Here is a 15,796-nt window from a genome sequence, read left to right on the forward strand (position 1 = left end):
CTCCCTGCCCGAAAAAGGAATGAAAAATTTGCCGTCTCCGGGCAATGGCGAGGTGGTACCGCTTTTCCTGGCCGAGCGGGAAGACCGGTTGGTGGTGCTGGCGGTGCTGAACAGGCCTACCGGGTCGGAAGAGCTTTTCCTGGTCAGGATAGATGGTGCCGGTAAAGCGGTCTGGGTTCCGGTAGCGAGGAAAGGCGGACCGCAATGTTCTTTTATAGCCGGTGCCGGAGTTAAGGTGGGCCTTTGCGGTCAGCACCTTTACCTGGACTCCCCCTGCGGGGAGGAGATTCAGAGCTTATCCCTGGATGAGGAAAAGCCGCGGCTGGTAGGCAAAGAGGGCCTCACGCGGGAACTGAGGGCGCTTAAGGCGGAAAATGCGCCGACCGAAGGGCAGGTCCGTCCCGGTTTCGGGGCTTACCGGGGCCTTTTGCTGGTCAGCACCCTGACCGGCGGGGCGCAGGGCCGGGGAGACGAAACCGAATGGCTGCTCGCTTTCAAAGAAAAAGAAGGGCGGCTCCTGGGGAAGATGGCCGTAAGGCTGGAGACCGGAGAAGCAGCGGTTTATGCGAACGGTGCAACGAAACGTCACCAGCTTCCTTCGCCGGTAGCGCGGCTCCTTTACCCGGCGGGGTGGTGAAGGTTATGAACTCCTTTACGAGGCGGTTTTTGCCTGCGGGTTGCCGCGGTTTCGTTAGCCGTCGTATTTCTCGTTTTGTTCGCAGGATGTCAGGCTTCACCTTCGAGCACTCAATCTGACGGAGGCAAGGTTGAAGACCGCGGGAGCGACCGTGATCTGGGGGTGTTGACACGGTGAGAAAAAAGCTGGTCCTGGGGATGAGTTTATTGCTGGCCGCAGCCGGAATCGTGCTGGCGACCCTCTTCCTGCCGGTGGCGGTGGGGACGGGGACGGATGAACTGCGCGCGGTGCGGTTGGGGCGCCCTTTCTGGTTCGTGGTGCAGGACCAGAGTTGCTACAGCCCGCCGGGGGACGTGTGGACCACCCGCTTTCTCTCCCCGTGGGAGTGCCCCTTCGCGGTGGTGTGGTGGCGTTTCGTTCTGATGCAACATCCTGTTGGGCTGGAGGGGGAACATTCCCAGCATCGTTTGTTAGGACTTAAATAGTAAACTGGTGGTAAGGAGGTAAAGCGAAATGAAAAGAAAAGGCTAATTATTATTACCCTGTTTGTTTCACTGTTAGCGGTTTCTGGAGTGGGATTTGCTATTGCACAGGGTGATAATCCCTGGAACTGGCTTGGCAAGGAACAGGCTAAAATAGACGCAGTAGCCGAAAAAGACGTAATAATTGCCTATATTAATGGAGAAGCGGTAACCAAAGGTGAACTGTCTTTTTGGCAACTAATGGTTGAGTTTGGAAACCGGTTAGGCGGTATTGAGGAACCAACCGATGTCAAAACCGTGTTCTACGAACATATAGTACCTAGATCCTGCTGAAAAAGTCAGCAAAAAGATCTTTGAAAATGCAGATAAGACAAGGGATTCCGGTCTCCATGGCGAATTATGTAAGTGAGCAAACAAACACAATACCAGGAGGGAATCCCTATGCTGATCATGGTTCAACGTACAGATTTGGTTTCCTGCGGAGGTGAGAAATAATGTTGCGCCTCCGTCAGGAAGAGTGCCACCAAGTATCGTTCCTGGATCAGCTGGACGCACTGAAAATGAACGCCAATCCTAGTTCCGGTTCCTGGTTCCGGTGCGCCCGCTGGCGATCCGGCCAGGAAGGAACCATCAGCGTGCTGAAACAACGCTTCTAACTCGGCCGGACGTTGTACCGGGGATTGGACGGCGCCCGCCGCTGGGTGGGCGGGGCGATCTGGGGGTACAACCTGAACCGGATCGCCGAACTGACCTGAACCAGGCGGTAACGCCAAACCATGATCAGGTTGTCAAGGATCAACTTGCCGAAAGGTAATCGGCAAAACTGCTTTTTTCAGCAGAATCTAGCTACAAATTGGCCCACACCGGATGAAGTGGTGCCAGAGATAGTAGTAGCCAAAATTGCTGCTGTTGTAGTAATTGTAGCGGCTGTGGCGTACCTGTGGGTTAAGGTGACCCCCCCAGGGTAGAGGGTCCTTAAGACCTACTCCGAAAACCTAGAATCTCGATGTCAGCTGATTCTCATCCTAAGTGGTGTCGCGCGCGGTATGGTTGTCTAAAATGAAATCAGGTTGGGGTGGTGTGTGAAACTACCATTACCCCAACCAACGCCTTTTTAGGAGTGGGAGTGGGTGAAGACGAAAAAAGTCTTTAAAATGGCTCCGTGGGATATTTGGGTGAAATTTTCAACTGGGTTACTCATCCTTCTGTTTCTGTATTTTCTGTATTTATTGGGCCAATCAGTTTTGCACCTCACTCATTTTGGTCGTGAGCTACACCCGATGGATTTTACTGCTGCTGGGATCGTAGGTGGGGTATTATTGCTCCTTTATGTTTTTAGCCCGCGCAGATATATTGTCGATGCGGAACAACTAGTTATAAAAAGAGCGGTATGGTCAATCTCTATTCCTTACAATAACATCCTTGTTATAGAAGCAACGGACAATGCAGGGATTTTGTGGTGGTGGTGGGTTGTTTTGGGTAACAACGGCTTTACAAGTTATTGGGGATTATTTCTTGGAGTAGGCGAGGGTGAAATGAGGTGGGTGAGAGTGTATGCCACAAATCTTAAACGAATGGTTCGGGTTAAGACTGCCGACGGCAAAAAAACATACTATCTTTCCCCCGCCGATCCGGAAAAATTTGTCGTCGCCATTAAAGAACACCTGCGCTGATGGTTTCATCTGGGTTCTTATGCTCTTAGAGAAGAGGAGCGAAGGATTTCTTGAGCAAAACCTTTAAAATGGCCCCTTGGGGTGCTGGCGTGAAGATTATTACTTGTTTCGTTGGGTGTCTGCTTCAGATAGTACTTATTGTCCCCCCTTGCTACCCAACTCCAGTCGAACCGGAGGACTTCGTCAAAACTGTAAAGCAACATTTGGCCTGAGCGGTTCATATGCTTGATTTTGGCGTGATTCCACACAGTTTAGCTTTTCTTCTGACCTACAATTGTAACTTTTTGTGTGATCATTGTTCTGTTTCCGTCGGGCCGGATCGCCGGGAAGTGCTGGCAGCGGATGATATGTGGCAGGTCATAGAACAGGCTTATATTCTGCCGTCTATTCGGGTGGCGGTTTTCACGGGCGGCGAGCCCACTCTTCACCCGGATCTCCTGCAGGAGGGGATAAAACTGGCGCGAGAAAAAGGATTAATTACCCGCTTGGTGACCAACGCCTGGTGGGCCGAAACCGGAAAAGGCGTATGATTTCCTGCAAAATCTCCGGGCGGCGGGTCTGGATGATTTTCACCTGCCGTATCTTGAGGTATTCGGCGGTGAGCAAAACGTGCTCAACGCCGTGCAGGCGGCAACCGAAATGGGTATGACCGTGCTGGTGGGTACGGTACTCTATCCCGGCGCAAAAATCAGGGCCGGTTATCTGCGTCGGGTCTTTCAGAACGCTGGCATTCAACAAGAGGTTCAATTCCTGGAAGATTTCGTCTTTCCTTTGGGCCGCGCCCGACGGAAGCTGCCGGCCCGCCTTTTTGTTTCCGATCCGAAGGAAAAAGAACAAAGCGCCTGCCGGGATGCCGGGCAGACCCTGGCGATTTTACCGGACGGCAGGGTGCTGTTTTGCTGCGGGCACATCATCAACAGCAGGGCGCAGGAGATTTTCACCGTAGACGGTTTGGCTTCCGGAACACCTTTGTCTGAGATCGTCGCGCGCATGCAGCGTAACGTGCTTTACTGGTGGCTGCACCTGGAAGGACCGGAGGCGGTGCTGACCGAATTGGGAGTGGAAAAGAAATTCTACCGGAAGTGTGAAGCCTGCTTCTATCTGGGCACGGCCTGCCGGGAGAAACTGTACACTCTGGCCGCACGCAAAGAGGAAATCTTTTCCCGGTGGGGGGGGTGAAAAAGTTGGCTTACCAGCTTGACTTTTTGGCGGCGATGAAAGCAATTTTCGTGCCGGTGGATCCTCTGTTTCATTTCATAATCTTTATAATCTTTGCAGTTGTCATCAGTGGTCCGCTGTATTTGGTGTACCAGCTGAAAAAGAGGGTGTCTTTACAGACCTGGTTGCTGTTTATCGGAATGGCAGTAATTCCGGTAGCGGGTTTGCTGGGCGTAAGTCTTTTGCACACCGGTTCGGGCTGGCAGCTGGAGAACGGGCGATTACAGATAAAAACCGCTGTTTGGGCAAAAGAGACCATCGAGTTGGAGAAAGCCAGAGTGGCGCTCGTGGAAAGCACCGGGCCGTGGCAGGCAGAGTGGCGCACGGGCGGGCTCGGCCTGCCCGGGTTGGCCGCTGGCCGATTCGTGTTTCAAAACGGCGAAACGGCACTATATTTCCGGCACCTCGGCTCGCCCCGGAGGGTGGTGCTGGCGGTTGACAACCGTTACTATGTGCTGGTCCATCCCGGTGTAGAAGAACTTTACGAGGAGCTTATCGCCCGGGGCGCGCAACCGGCGGAATTATGATTCCAGCGCCCGGCGCCAAAGCAAACCACACTCGGCCTGTTTGGAGCATGCACTATGTAGAAAGACCTGGTTGCTTTGTGGAAACTGACCAAAACTTATCTAGATCCTGCTGAAAAAGTCAGCAAAAAGATCTTTGAAAATGCAGATAAGACAAGGGATTCCGGTCTCCAAGGCGAATCATGTAAGTGAGCAGACAAACACAATGCCAGGAGGGAATCCCTATGCTGATCATAGTTCGACGTACAAACTCAGGTTCCTGCGGAGGTGAGAAATAATGTTGCGCCTCCGTCAGGAAGAGTGCCACCAAGTATCGTTCCTGGATCAGCTGGACGCACTGAAAATGAACGCCAATCCTAGTTCCGGTTCCTGGTTCCGGTGCGCCCGCTGGCGATCCGGCCAGGAAGGAACCATCAGCGTGCTGAAACAACGCTTCTAACTCGGCCGGACGTTGTACCGGGGATTGGACGGCGCCCGCCGCTGGGTGGGCGGGGCGATCTGGGGATACAACCTGAACCGGATCGCCGAACTGACCTGAACCAGGCGGTAACGCCAAACCATGATCAGGTTGTCAAGGATCAACTTGCCGAAAGGTAATCGGCAAAACTGCTTTTTTTCAGCAGGATCTAGCTAGCCCAAGCCTAACCATAGCTTAGGTGTCCCTGCCAGGATTATTTGTCACTGATTGACGGAGAAGTTCAGGAAACGACGGGGCTGGCTTCGACAGGTTCTCCGTGGTAAACTGGACCGGAACAAATACCTCCACGGCTCCCGGTGCCATCCACTCCCGGCAATGACGAGTGCCATTGGCACGCGTCAATCAGTGACAAATAGCTCCGGCAGCAACAGGGGATCAGGATCGCCAACAGCGAGTCGTACACCAGTTGGTCCGAGCTGTTTGTCTGGCTGAAGCGCCGCGGTCTACAAGGCGTGGACCTGGTGGTCTCGGACCATCACGAAGGCTTGGTGGAGGCTATCCAGCGCCACTTTCAAGGTGCGTTTATGAGCAGCATTGTCAGACTCACTTGACCCGCAATGTGCTGGACGGATGCCCCAAGCAGTTACGTGGGGAGCTGAAGCACCGGTTGCACGGACTGTTTAACGCCCCCGACCTGGAGACGGCCCGCACCTTACTGGACGGGATGATTGCGGACTATGAGGGGCGCGCCCCGCGGGCACTTGAGCCACCCTGGAGAACGGGTTTGAAGACGCCTTGGCGGTGCTGGCCTTTCCGGAGCCTTACCGCAAGCTATTACGCACGACCAACGGGCTCGAGCGGCTGAACGCGGAGATCCGCCGCCGCGAGCGCGTGATCCGGATTTTCCCCAACCCGGCCTCGGCCGTACGTTTGCTGGGAGCGGTACTGATGGAGCAACATGAAGAATGGGCTACCGGCCGCAAGTACTTTGATATGGCTCTTTACCGGGAGTGGAAAGATCGAGAAAAGAGTAGCACAGAAATCAGACAAGTTCTGCCGGCCTGCTAACGATATCTGTCGGCTCTTGAAGGGTTGGTGGTGATAAAGCGGAGAACCGGTCCGAGATCTCTCTGGTTCCATGGGAGTCAGGGGCAGGTATTACTATGCCATTCTTGCCTGCACCGCGCTTAAACAGGCCTCCCATCATGGGTCGCGCAGAGGTCAAGGGTCCGCGAAGCGGAGGCGGCAACTCTTGCTTTTGACCTCTGTCGGGTCGTGATGGACAGCAGTCCGGGCGCGGCATGACCAGAAAACGGTTGATTGCCCCTGATAAATAGCACGCATGCTAGACAATCTGCCAGACAGGCCTTTTTACAGAAAAATTTGGACTTGACCCTACCCACACTCGTCCTTTAACTTTTAGCGGCGGACGATGATTGTTTCAACGTCCGTCCAACTGACCTTTGCGCCGAGGTTCTCTGAAACGAAGCGCAGAGGGACTACCGTCCGGCCCCGTACCGCTCTGGCCGGAGCATCCAGCGGAACCGTCCTGGGGGCGGCCCCCTCTTCATGGATATGCGCTTTACTTTCGCCAAGGCGCATCCGTATCGTAACCGTTTCTTTGGTAAAGGTAACTTCCTTCTTTATCGGTTCCCACCGGAAAACAGCGCCCAGCCACTCGCCAAGAAATCGCAGCGGGACCAGTGTACGGCCGTTCTCAATAAAGGGAGCCGCTTCAGAATTAGCGGGGGTCCCGTTTTGTTGCCTGGGATAGAGCTTAATCATTTCGGATGTTCCCGGCGCAACCGGTGCAAACGTAACGATTGTTGGCGAATTTCTGGAGATAATGTTCCCTCCGCCAAGTTGTCCGTGCAAGTTCCATCCCCAGGTCCAGAGCGTACCGTCCGCCTTTAATGCTGCGGTGTGGTTACTTCCAACAGATACAGTCGCCCAGTCGCGGTCTCTGCCGACTTGCATCGGCCACCCTGTTCCGGTAGTATTGGGACGCCCCGGGACTGGATCAATCCCAATGCCAAGTTTTCCAAAGTCGTTAACGCCCCAGGCCCATAGTGTGCCATCTGTCTTTACTGCCACAGCATGGTTGTTCCCCAGAGAAATAACTGCCCAGTCGGTATCTTGCCCGACACGTAGTGGCCGCACCTGCACTCTGTCAACTCCTGTTGCAACAATTCCATGCATCCCCCAGACCCAAAGGGTGCCGTCCGACTTGATAGCCGCGGTGCGGCCTGATCCGGCGGAAACGGCCACCCAGTCACGGTCTTTGCCGACCTGCACCGGTGTATGCTCGTCAGCATAAGTCGGCGGAATAGATGTATGTGAAGCAAATGCCTTAGGATCGCCGCCGGTACCAATTCCAAGTTGCCCGTACAGGTTCCAGCCCCAGGCCCAGAGGGTACCGTTCCTCTTTAGCGCCACAGTGTGGCTGGCCCCGGCGGAAACGTTTGTCCAGTCGGTATCTCTGCCAACCTGCACCGGGACATTCCTTGGTGTTGTTGTGCCGTCGCCTAGTTGCCCGTGCCGGTTGGCCCCCCACGCCCAGAGCGTGCCGTCTGTCTTTAATGCCACGAAGTGGGCGCCGCCAACGGAAACTGCCGCCCAATCAGTATCTCTGCCGACTTGCATTGGTGCTTTGGAAGTAATTGGTCTGTCGCCAGGATATCTGTCTAAGTCCCATCTCAGAGGCCACCCCCAGGTCCAGAGCGTGCCGTCCGTCTTTAGCGCCGCGCTTAATGCTGCGATTTGGTCGCCTCCGCCAGAAACTGCTGACCAGTTGATATCTCTGCCAACTTGCTCCGGTCTGAGCGCATTAATTCCAAGCTGTGCCACACGCTGGTCATATCCCCAGGTCCAGAGAGTGCCGTCCGCCCTCACCGCTGCGGTGAAAGCACTCCCTGCAGAAACCTGCGTCTTTGCCGGCCAGCCACGTTCGGCCGATATCCCTGTGGCAGCAACTGTACCCGGAAGGAGGCCGACGGCCGGCAAAAATAAGAGTAAAAAAGCTATAACCGCAGAAAGCAAGCAAAAAAACCCCTTCTTCCTCATTGTTACCTTTCTCCTTTCAGAGCCAGGTTGAAAACACTTTTTAATTTCAAATTTCCCTGGAGAGCGAATCGAGAGTTTTTCTGTTATAAATTTGATTTGACTTTTTCACCGTTTCCAGATTTTGAATTTTGGAAGCATGGAGAAAGGAATTTCCCACTCATTCCAATAGGCTATTGCGTACGACAGAGTATTGCCACCGGTGTATTGGTGGAACCAGCATTAGAAATTATTAGGTTAACATTTTATATTACCATTAACAGGGACATCTCTTGTTGCTATTAATACACCTTGTGTAAAGGGCTGAAGGATCGGCACTCCATTTGTTGCGCCACTATCGATGTAGTGGCTCCCGTTGTCAAGACATTTTTTCAAAAAAGTTAAGCTACATGTTCCCCCTTTCTGTGGTTGATTTTTAGCTTCATCCTTGCACCGCTTTCCAGATTTTACAGTCTCCGGTCTTTTGAATTTCAAGGGTTCGCAAGCTGGGCTAACGCCCGCCCTTGAAATTCAGACCTCCGACTGTCTTTGGCAATCAAGCGGTTAAGGCTGATTCTCCAGGCTTGTCCTGGCCATAATACAAGTCTGCGGTTTCCGGTAGTTTATGGCCTGGTGAGGTCGCTCATAATTGTATTCGTCAATATAGGTCCGTACAGCCCGGTATACTTCCCGGGGTACCCGATACTCCTCATAATAGATTTTCTCCCACTTCAGGTTCCTGAAAAATCTACGGCTTCCTTGTAGCCAACGCCCTTTTCAGCGCACGAATTACAAATGACTGCTCCAGCGTCTCGGAAAGTTCCCATCTCAATATATACCGCGAGTACCAGTCGATGATTGCCACGAGGTACATAAAACGACCTTTCATCCTGATATAGGTAATGTCGATTCCCCAAACGTGGTCAGGACTTTCAGGCTTAACTCCCCGTGGCAGGTAGGGGTAAACGTGGTGCTGATGATTGCGTTTGCTCAGATTGGGACCCGGGCAAAGGCCGGCAATCCCCATCCGCCGCATTAGCCGCAGCACCCGCTTTTTATTTACCACGCAACCCCTATCCCTTAACACTACCCGGATCCGCCTGTAGCCGTAATGCGGCCAGCGAGTGTAAATCTCGTCGATCAGGTGCATCAACTCAATGTCTTTGTCTTCTTGATCCGATGGCTTGCAGTAGATGCTGGCCCGGTTAACACCCAATAGTTCCGCCTGCCTCTTTACGGACATCTGGAGATGGTTCCGCTCGACCATTTCACGTCTTTCTCTGGCGCTGGTTGATTTCAGCAGATTTTTTTCAACCAATTGACCTCTATGGCCAACTGACCGATTTGCTTGGTTAGTTCCTCCTTATTCAGTTTCATACCGTCTTCTCATCTTCTCCGTTTCGCTTGCGCCGCGAGTGAACAGAGACGGCAAGTTTTCAATTGCTTCGGCCTTCCATCGGTGCAACTGGGTGGGGTAGACCTCATATTCGGAAGCGATCTCGGCCACCGTCCTTTCCCCACGCAGCAACTCCAACACGATCTTTGCCTTTTGTTCCGAGGTGAGTTGTTTTCTCTTGTCCATGAGCTCCATTGTAGCTTATTTTTTTGGTTTTAGTGTCTCAGCCTGTGGGTCCATTATAGTAATCGATATACACTGCGTCATCTGGCGCCATCCCGGACCACAAGGTCGTTGAGGGCAGCCATCACCCGACTCTTGAACGAGTGTCGTCCTCTGATTTCCGCGAGAAGCCCTACACTCATCCCTATCACCGGCTGCAGCCCAAGAAGGGGAAAGGTGGTGTCTGAGCGAAAAACAAGCGCTAACAGTAACGGAAATGTGCCTCGATAGGGGGTATCCCGCTGAACTTGATGGCTCTACTCGAGTTCCTGATCGTGGCCTTCCCGGAGGCGGTGCTGATGGCGGCTCTGGGCTTGGTGTTGGCGGGGGTTCGGCCCCTCTGGACACAACTGGCGGTCATCGGGGCTCTCCAGGCGGGGACGGTTTATCTGGCGCGCTGGTTGCCGGCTGCTTTCGGGCTGGACGTCTTCTTGCCGGCGGCTGCTTTCGTCATTGCCATCCGCCTGGTTTTGCGTGTGGAATGGAAACCGGCGGCGGTAGCCGGACTCCTGGCGTTGACCATGCTGATGGCCACTGAGTCCGTCTTGGCTGCGTCTTTGCTTTATTTCAAGAGTTACCCCCTGATCTATTTGTTGGAGGTTCTCCCCCTGCGCTTTTTCTTCTTTCTCCCGCAAGCGGCTCTGTTGGGGCTGTTGATCTGGCTCTGCCTGCGCTTTGATTTCCGGTTACTCGGGCCGTCTCCGGGAGATGCAAACACCGCTGAGGACTGGCGTACTTTGAATAAAACCTATTTTCCCTTGGTCCTCCTGGCCTCACTGCCCGTCCTGTTTCTCGGTGTGCTGGGCCTGGCCTTCCTGGCCGTCCGTAACCTTGTGTTTCCCTTCGAATACCTGCACGTCTTCGTGGCGGGTATTGTACTGGCGCTCCTGGTTTTCGCCGCTTTTCTTCCCGGCAACATCCGGATCTCCGGCCGCGCGCTGGCAGATTCGTACACGGCCCGGAAAACCGCCGAAACACTGGCGCGTGTCGGAGAACTGCTGCGCTCCACGCGTCGCCGGCAGCATGACTTCCGCCATCAGCTCCAAACCGTTTACGGTCTGCTGGAGACCGGGCATTACGAGGAAGCACGACAGTACATCCGGAAGACGTACGACGCCATATCCACGCCTCTGGAACTGATCCGCACCGACTTGCCTCACGCTACGGCACTGCTGTACACCAAACTGGGGCTGGCCGAAGCCAGACAGATCCGCTTGGAAGCAGCGATCGAGTGTTCACTGCAACACCTGCCCCTGAATCCCCTGGAAACCGGCACGGTGTTCGGTAATCTCATTGACAACGCCTTGGAGGCGGTGGAAAACCTGCCGCCGCCGGAAAGGGTGGTGCGCCTGGGAATCAGGCGTGACCCGGAAGGCTACGTGATCAGCGTGGCGAACCGGGGCCGGCCTGCCGCTTCCCACCCGTTCCGGTTTTTCCAGGTCGGCTTCACCACCAAAAGCGGTCACGCCGGATTGGGCCTGGCCACCGTCCGGGAGACCGTGGCCCGGTATGGTGGAACCGTCACCGTAACGGCCGCCGATGCCGAAACCGTTTTTACCGTGCGGCTGCCGCCGGGTACGGGCTTGAGCACCGGCGAGTGGACCCCGAAAAAGGCCGCTTCAAAAGGGTAGAACCGTCGGAGGGGAGTCAGCCTTGTCGTTCACTGTTTTGATTGCCGAAGACGATCCGGCGATGCGCCGGGTGCTGAAAAAGATAGCCGAAGAAGACGGCCGCCTGCGGGTGGTGGGTGAGGCGGGAAACGGAACCGAGGCGCTGGCGTTGTTCGAAAAGCTCCGGCCCCGCATTGTTTTTGTGGACATCGACCTGCCCCTCAAGGACGGGGTCTCCCTGGCCCGGGACATCTTTGCCCGTGAGCCCCGAACCCATTTTGTTTTCATTACCGCATCCGACGACTACCGGGAAGCCGCTTTCGAGGTTTACGCCTGCGACTACCTGGTGAAGCCTTTCCGCCTGGAACGTCTCCGGCAAACTTTGACCCGCCTGGCTGACGTCTTGGCCGGATCCGCCGGCGACTACCGGGCCGGGCCGGATCTTTCCGTTTCAGCGGGCGGTCCGGCCGGCGACACCCTGTTTCTGCTCCGCACCGATTCCCGGACGGCGGTATTGGACCGGAAGGAGATTCTCTTCGTCACCCGGGAGGGACGTCAGACCGTGGTCTATCACGTGCACGGCCGGCTGGAAACCGGAGACAATTTGAAGACTTTGGCCGATAAACTGGGCGGCTACCCCTTCTTCCGAACCCACAAGGGCTTTATCGTCAACCTGCGGATGGTACGTGAGATCGTTCCTGCCGGCCGCGGCACCTATGAACTCATCATGGCCCACACCAACCGGAGACCCTTGATGACCGCCAGGAAGTTCCGGGAAATGGAGCGCGTATTGGCAGCCGGAAAAAACACCGATACGGTAATTTGAAACATTGATTGGCAGTCTTTAGACTAGTGTTTGCAGTTTTCAGACACGAGTGGTAGACGAACGCGGACCGTCCCTCTACCATAATGATGAGAGGCACGGGCTTTCGGCGCCTGCTCCGGAACGGCGGCGCCGTCCCGAAAAACTGTAAACGAGGGGGATTCAGTGTATGGGCGGTTTTGGCCACGTGATCCGGGTTTTGTTGGTGATGGTGCTGGCGCTGGCATTGTTAGCCGGTTGCGGGCGGGGAGAGACAGTAGACGTGGATCAGGTGCGGTCCTATGCGGATCCAATGGCGGAGAATATCCTGCAAGCTTTTAACGATGACGACTATGACCGGTTCTTCAAGGATTTCAGCCAAACAGAAAAACGTGCTGCACCTCCGGAACCTGAGTTCTTGGAAACCAATGAGCAAATCAAGAATAGGATCGGGGATTACGTTTCCAAGGAATACTGGCAGAACGAAGCCAAAGACGGGTTGGTCACCGTCTTCTACCGGGCGAAATTCACGGGAGAGGACGACGTATTGGTCCGGGCCATCTTCCGCGAAGTAGACGGGGAAATGAAGGTGGCGGGCTTCTGGCTTGACTCGCCTAAGCTGCGGCAGCCCTAACGGCGCGTGATTGATCTCGTTATTGCAGGCACCGCGGTGCTCTGGCATTCGGGGGTGCGATGATTTGTCTTACCAGGTGACTTATGCGGAGGTCTTAAAGGCGACCTTCGTCCCGCCGGAATTCTTACTGTACTTGGCGGTAATCGGTGTGCCGCTCTTCTTGATCATTGTACTGTTATGGCTGTGGAGACAGGGTGGCGTGAACCGCAGACACCTGTGGCCCCTGGCACTGGCCCTGGTCATCGCCGTTGCGGCTCCCCTTGGGGCAAGTGTGCCAACAACCGGGGCGGGCTGGCAGTTGAGCGGTGATGGGCAGTTAAGCATTAAAGCCCCGCCGGTCACGGCGACGCTGGACCTGGCAGAAACGAAAGCGGCTCTTACGGAGTACTCAGGACCCTGGCGGCCGGTGCGGCGGACCAACGGGTTCGGCGTGCCGGGAATGACCACGGGCTGGTGCCGGCTGGCCAACGGTGAAAAGGCGGTGGTCTTCCGCCACCAGAGAACGGCCCGGATGCTGGTGCTGGAGTCGGAAGGCCGGTATTATGTGCTGGCCCATCCTGGCGTGGAGGAGTTGTATAAGCATTTGGTGTCCCGGGGGGTGCGGCCGGGTGACTTCTGATTTCAAAATGGCGCCCTGGGACCGATTAACACGTGTTTTTACCCCGGGGGCTTTTATCCTGGTGGGCGTCATATCATATGATCTCTTGTTCCGAAACGAATCGGGGGTATGGTTCACCCTGGCTATTCTCTCTCCGGTCTGGATCATGTTTGGCCTGACTTACCTGTTCGCACCGCGTGGATTCCGGGTATCCCCCGAGGGCGTAATCATACGTCGCCCAATCGGGCCGATAGTCATCCCCTATGCGGACATCGGGGCCGTGGAGGTGGTGGAGCAGGTCAAGCCGGGTCTCAGGCTGTTCGGCTCCGGCGGGCTTTTCGGCTGGATCGGGCTTTTTGCCATCCGGGGCGGGGGTTCGGCCAAGGTGTACGCCACCCGCTGGGACCGGATGGTGCGGGTGAAAACCCGGCAAGAGATTTACCTCTTGTCTCCGGCGGACCCGGAGGCATTCCTGGAAGCAGTGCGTCAACACCAGAAGCTCACTACTTACGGCTGAGCCTGTAAGAGCATAAAAAAGGCCAACCTTACCTCGATAGAATCGAAAGGCGCATTAAAGAAATCCTGAAACACGGGATCGAGACAATCTGACCGGGGGCTGCCTATGCCTTTTAAAGCTCAGTATCACTGGAGCTGAATCGACTATACAAGCCAGCCGTAATCTTGACGGCAATCTACGATGTAATCGATATACACTGCGTCATCCTTGATCTGATAGATGAGCAAATACCGCTTGTCCACAAGCAGCTTTCTGTACTTATTTGCGAGCAACAGTGGATCTGTGAGCCAAGAACCACGCTCTGGGAACTCCTGCAGGGATTTTGCGGCCTCGACGATGTCTGTCCTGAGCTTGTCAGCCGCTTGGGCGCTGACCTGCGCCAAAAAGCGGACGTGCTGCACGAGCGCTTCTCCAGCCCGTTCTGAGATTATGACGTGATACCGCTTATCCACGTTGTTCATTGGCAGCATCTTCAATTGCTTTTTTCATTATCTCGTCCAATTGGCCGATTGAAAAGCCCCTTTTCCCTGATAATCTGTCCTCCTCAACGGCAACAAGCTGCTCCCGCAGTCTCAGCATGCTTTCACGCCGGGAAAACGTGGCAATGTCCATCACCACTAAATCCCCCTCCCCGTTCTTCGTGAGGAAGACAGGCTCTTTCGTGCTCTTGCAAAGCGCGGCTATTTCGTTGTAGTTCTTGCGTATTGCCGCAGACGGCTTGATAATCATCACCAACGACCCACCTCTTGTAGCATCATATTATGCTTATCATATGTTTACTTTACTACATCTATTCCCTGGAATCAAGTCACGCGGCTGGAAGGTGGCGGGCGCCAAACTGGCCGCCGTTCTGGCCGGGCTCTCCGCGCTGCTGGTCTTCAGTCTGGCCAGTTACTGGCTGTTTTTCGGGAGACACTTCTTGGGAATGATCGCCGAAGTATCGGTCATTCCGCTGCAGTGGCTCGTGGTGACCGGTTTGCTGCTGATCGCCTACTGGGCGGTCACGGAACCCCAAAGAACCGCCGCCCGGACCGGAGATCCGCAGCCACAGCCTGTTGCCGGGGGCCGGGAACAACTGGGGTATCTCATAACCCAGGGGCTGTTTCAGGTGTACCTGCCCCTCCCGGTCCAGGGCGAACAGGGTTCCCCACTGGCCGAGATAGACCAGCGACATCAAGGGCCAAAAGCGCCCTCCGGTGCCTGGAATCAAGGACGTAGGTCTGCCCTTCCGCCCCTTTCAGCCACCTCTGCAAGCTCACATATTTGTTTTCCGGCCAACTCTCTCCGAGTCGCCCCGAGAGGAAGCCGTCCATACTGAGATCGAGATCGGCCACTTCCCTGCCGCCGGCGGCAAAAATCGTGGCGCCCCTGGAAGTATAGACCCTCAGGGTGCCGTCCCGCTCCGGCACCATGCCCGGTGATGTAACGGGCACGGGCCGCGACCAGCGCACGGCTCCGGCAGGGGAAAGGCTGAACACGGCCTGTTCGGTGCCCAGATAGACGCCGCCCGTAGCGGCGGGGGCTGGCGGCACAACCACGGGATGGGGAGCCGGAAAGACCCATGCCACTTCACCCTGAGGGGTAATGGACCACAGTTGTTCCCCGGTGGTGACAAAGAGTTCCCCCGCCGCCCCCAGGGCCATTCGCGGCTGATCCCCGCCGGACGGCAGCCGGAGCCGCCAGGCCAGACCTCCCTCGTTGTCCACCGCCAGCAGCGTCCCTCCCCGTTCAAGGACGAAGGCGTTCCCTTCCGGAGCAGGCAGCAGCTCCAAGACAGGGGAGGAAAGAGGCAAGGCGGCGGTCCAAAGCACCCGCCCGTTGCCGTCCAGCCGGGATAGGCCGCCGCCGGCCAGGCGGAAAAAGCTGCTCCCGTCAATGGGATAAATGCGCTCAGGCCCCGCAACCACCAACAGGTTCGGGTCCTTTGACAACCAGGCCGGCTGTACCTGGGGAATAGGCCAGGCCAGCTCCACCCGGCTGTTTGCAGCCGACCACTTGACCTCCACGCCCAGGGTCACCAGCTGCT

At 55.7% G+C, this 15,796-nt stretch carries 18 protein-coding genes and 4 pseudogenes; 17 read left to right on the forward strand and 5 right to left on the reverse strand.

Features of this window, described 5'->3' with window-relative positions; genetic code table 11:
• Positions 1–28 precede the first annotated feature (28 nt).
• The 12 genes and pseudogenes from DAUD_RS12360 to DAUD_RS13215 form a co-directional block, all read left to right on the forward strand.
• Positions 29–637: a hypothetical protein gene (locus DAUD_RS12360; RefSeq protein ID WP_166485098.1), complete on the forward strand. Its 609-nt coding sequence runs from the start codon at positions 29–31 to the stop codon at positions 635–637.
• 173 nt (positions 638–810) lie between these two features.
• Complete coding sequence (locus DAUD_RS03715; protein WP_012301850.1) at positions 811–1,122, forward strand: hypothetical protein; 312 nt, start codon at positions 811–813, stop codon at positions 1,120–1,122.
• 87 nt (positions 1,123–1,209) lie between these two features.
• Positions 1,210–1,452 (forward strand): hypothetical protein, encoded by a 243-nt coding sequence (locus DAUD_RS12365; RefSeq protein WP_012301851.1) that lies wholly within the window; start codon positions 1,210–1,212, stop codon positions 1,450–1,452.
• A gap of 251 nt (positions 1,453–1,703) precedes the next feature.
• Positions 1,704–1,874: pseudogene (locus DAUD_RS12370) on the forward strand (transposase); the annotation flags it as partial.
• Positions 1,875–2,249: 375 nt separating this feature from the next.
• Positions 2,250–2,792, forward strand: coding sequence for a PH domain-containing protein (locus tag DAUD_RS03720; protein WP_012301852.1), 543 nt, complete (start codon positions 2,250–2,252; stop codon positions 2,790–2,792).
• A gap of 221 nt (positions 2,793–3,013) precedes the next feature.
• Positions 3,014–3,322, forward strand: a complete 309-nt coding sequence (locus tag DAUD_RS11960) for a radical SAM protein (RefSeq protein WP_041570798.1) — start codon at positions 3,014–3,016, stop codon at positions 3,320–3,322.
• Between the two features lie 79 nt (positions 3,323–3,401).
• Positions 3,402–3,971, forward strand: a complete 570-nt coding sequence (locus DAUD_RS03730) for a hypothetical protein (protein WP_041570799.1) — start codon at positions 3,402–3,404, stop codon at positions 3,969–3,971.
• Positions 3,968–4,537 (forward strand): hypothetical protein, encoded by a 570-nt coding sequence (locus tag DAUD_RS03735; RefSeq protein ID WP_242647885.1) that lies wholly within the window; start codon positions 3,968–3,970, stop codon positions 4,535–4,537. The genes DAUD_RS03730 and DAUD_RS03735 overlap by 4 nt, the downstream gene beginning before the upstream one ends.
• Positions 4,538–4,901: 364 nt before the next feature.
• Positions 4,902–5,072 (forward strand): annotated as a pseudogene (locus DAUD_RS12375) (transposase); the annotation flags it as partial.
• Positions 5,073–5,440: 368 nt separating this feature from the next.
• Entirely contained in the window at positions 5,441–5,563 is a 123-nt protein-coding gene (locus DAUD_RS13205) for a transposase (protein ID WP_320408595.1), read from the forward strand.
• A gap of 8 nt (positions 5,564–5,571) precedes the next feature.
• The gene (locus DAUD_RS13210) at positions 5,572–5,817 is read left to right on the forward strand and encodes a hypothetical protein (RefSeq protein WP_320408596.1); all 246 of its coding nucleotides are present in this window, start codon (positions 5,572–5,574) and stop codon (positions 5,815–5,817) included.
• A pseudogene (locus DAUD_RS13215) lies at positions 5,724–6,020 on the forward strand (transposase); the annotation flags it as partial. The gene DAUD_RS13210 and the pseudogene DAUD_RS13215, both read left to right, overlap by 94 nt.
• 351 nt (positions 6,021–6,371) lie before the next feature.
• Here DAUD_RS13215 and DAUD_RS03745 read toward each other — a convergent pair.
• Together DAUD_RS03745 and DAUD_RS11970 are read right to left on the reverse strand one after the other, a co-directional pair.
• Positions 6,372–8,015 (reverse strand): RCC1 domain-containing protein, encoded by a 1,644-nt coding sequence (locus DAUD_RS03745; protein ID WP_012301854.1) that lies wholly within the window; start codon positions 8,013–8,015, stop codon positions 6,372–6,374.
• Positions 8,016–8,555: 540 nt separating this feature from the next.
• Positions 8,556–9,573 (reverse strand): annotated as a pseudogene (locus DAUD_RS11970) (IS3 family transposase).
• Between the two features lie 287 nt (positions 9,574–9,860).
• Here DAUD_RS11970 and DAUD_RS03760 point away from each other — a divergent pair.
• The 5 genes from DAUD_RS03760 to DAUD_RS03780 all read left to right on the forward strand — a co-directional run bounded on the left by DAUD_RS03760 (position 9,861) and on the right by DAUD_RS03780 (position 13,770).
• Complete coding sequence (locus DAUD_RS03760; protein ID WP_242647902.1) at positions 9,861–11,240, forward strand: sensor histidine kinase; 1,380 nt, start codon at positions 9,861–9,863, stop codon at positions 11,238–11,240.
• Between the two features lie 22 nt (positions 11,241–11,262).
• Positions 11,263–12,045, forward strand: coding sequence for a LytR/AlgR family response regulator transcription factor (locus DAUD_RS03765; RefSeq protein WP_012301858.1), 783 nt, complete (start codon positions 11,263–11,265; stop codon positions 12,043–12,045).
• Between the two features lie 166 nt (positions 12,046–12,211).
• On the forward strand, positions 12,212–12,655 hold the full coding sequence (locus DAUD_RS03770; protein WP_012301859.1) for a DUF3887 domain-containing protein: 444 nt from the start codon (positions 12,212–12,214) through the stop codon (positions 12,653–12,655).
• Between the two features lie 64 nt (positions 12,656–12,719).
• Entirely contained in the window at positions 12,720–13,274 is a 555-nt protein-coding gene (locus tag DAUD_RS03775; protein ID WP_012301860.1) for a hypothetical protein, read from the forward strand.
• Positions 13,264–13,770, forward strand: a complete 507-nt coding sequence (locus DAUD_RS03780) for a PH domain-containing protein (RefSeq protein ID WP_012301515.1) — start codon at positions 13,264–13,266, stop codon at positions 13,768–13,770. Before DAUD_RS03775 ends, DAUD_RS03780 begins: the two co-directional genes overlap by 11 nt.
• Before the next feature lie 143 nt (positions 13,771–13,913).
• On the opposite strand, the gene DAUD_RS03785 is transcribed toward DAUD_RS03780, so the two are convergent.
• The 3 genes from DAUD_RS03785 to DAUD_RS03795 form a co-directional block, all read right to left on the reverse strand.
• Positions 13,914–14,231, reverse strand: coding sequence for a type II toxin-antitoxin system RelE/ParE family toxin (locus tag DAUD_RS03785; protein ID WP_041570800.1), 318 nt, complete (start codon positions 14,229–14,231; stop codon positions 13,914–13,916).
• Positions 14,215–14,499 carry a type II toxin-antitoxin system Phd/YefM family antitoxin gene (locus DAUD_RS03790; protein WP_200858736.1) on the reverse strand — a complete coding sequence of 95 codons (285 nt, stop codon included), beginning with the start codon at positions 14,497–14,499 and terminating at the stop codon, positions 14,215–14,217. Before DAUD_RS03790 ends, DAUD_RS03785 begins: the two co-directional genes overlap by 17 nt.
• A gap of 356 nt (positions 14,500–14,855) precedes the next feature.
• Positions 14,856–15,788, reverse strand: a complete 933-nt coding sequence (locus tag DAUD_RS03795) for an outer membrane protein assembly factor BamB family protein (protein ID WP_012301863.1) — start codon at positions 15,786–15,788, stop codon at positions 14,856–14,858.
• Between the last annotated feature and the right edge of the window lie 8 nt (positions 15,789–15,796).

It is taken from the genome of Candidatus Desulforudis audaxviator MP104C (genome assembly GCF_000018425.1).
GTDB classification, from domain to species: Bacteria; Bacillota; Desulfotomaculia; order Desulfotomaculales; family Desulforudaceae; genus Desulforudis; species Desulforudis audaxviator.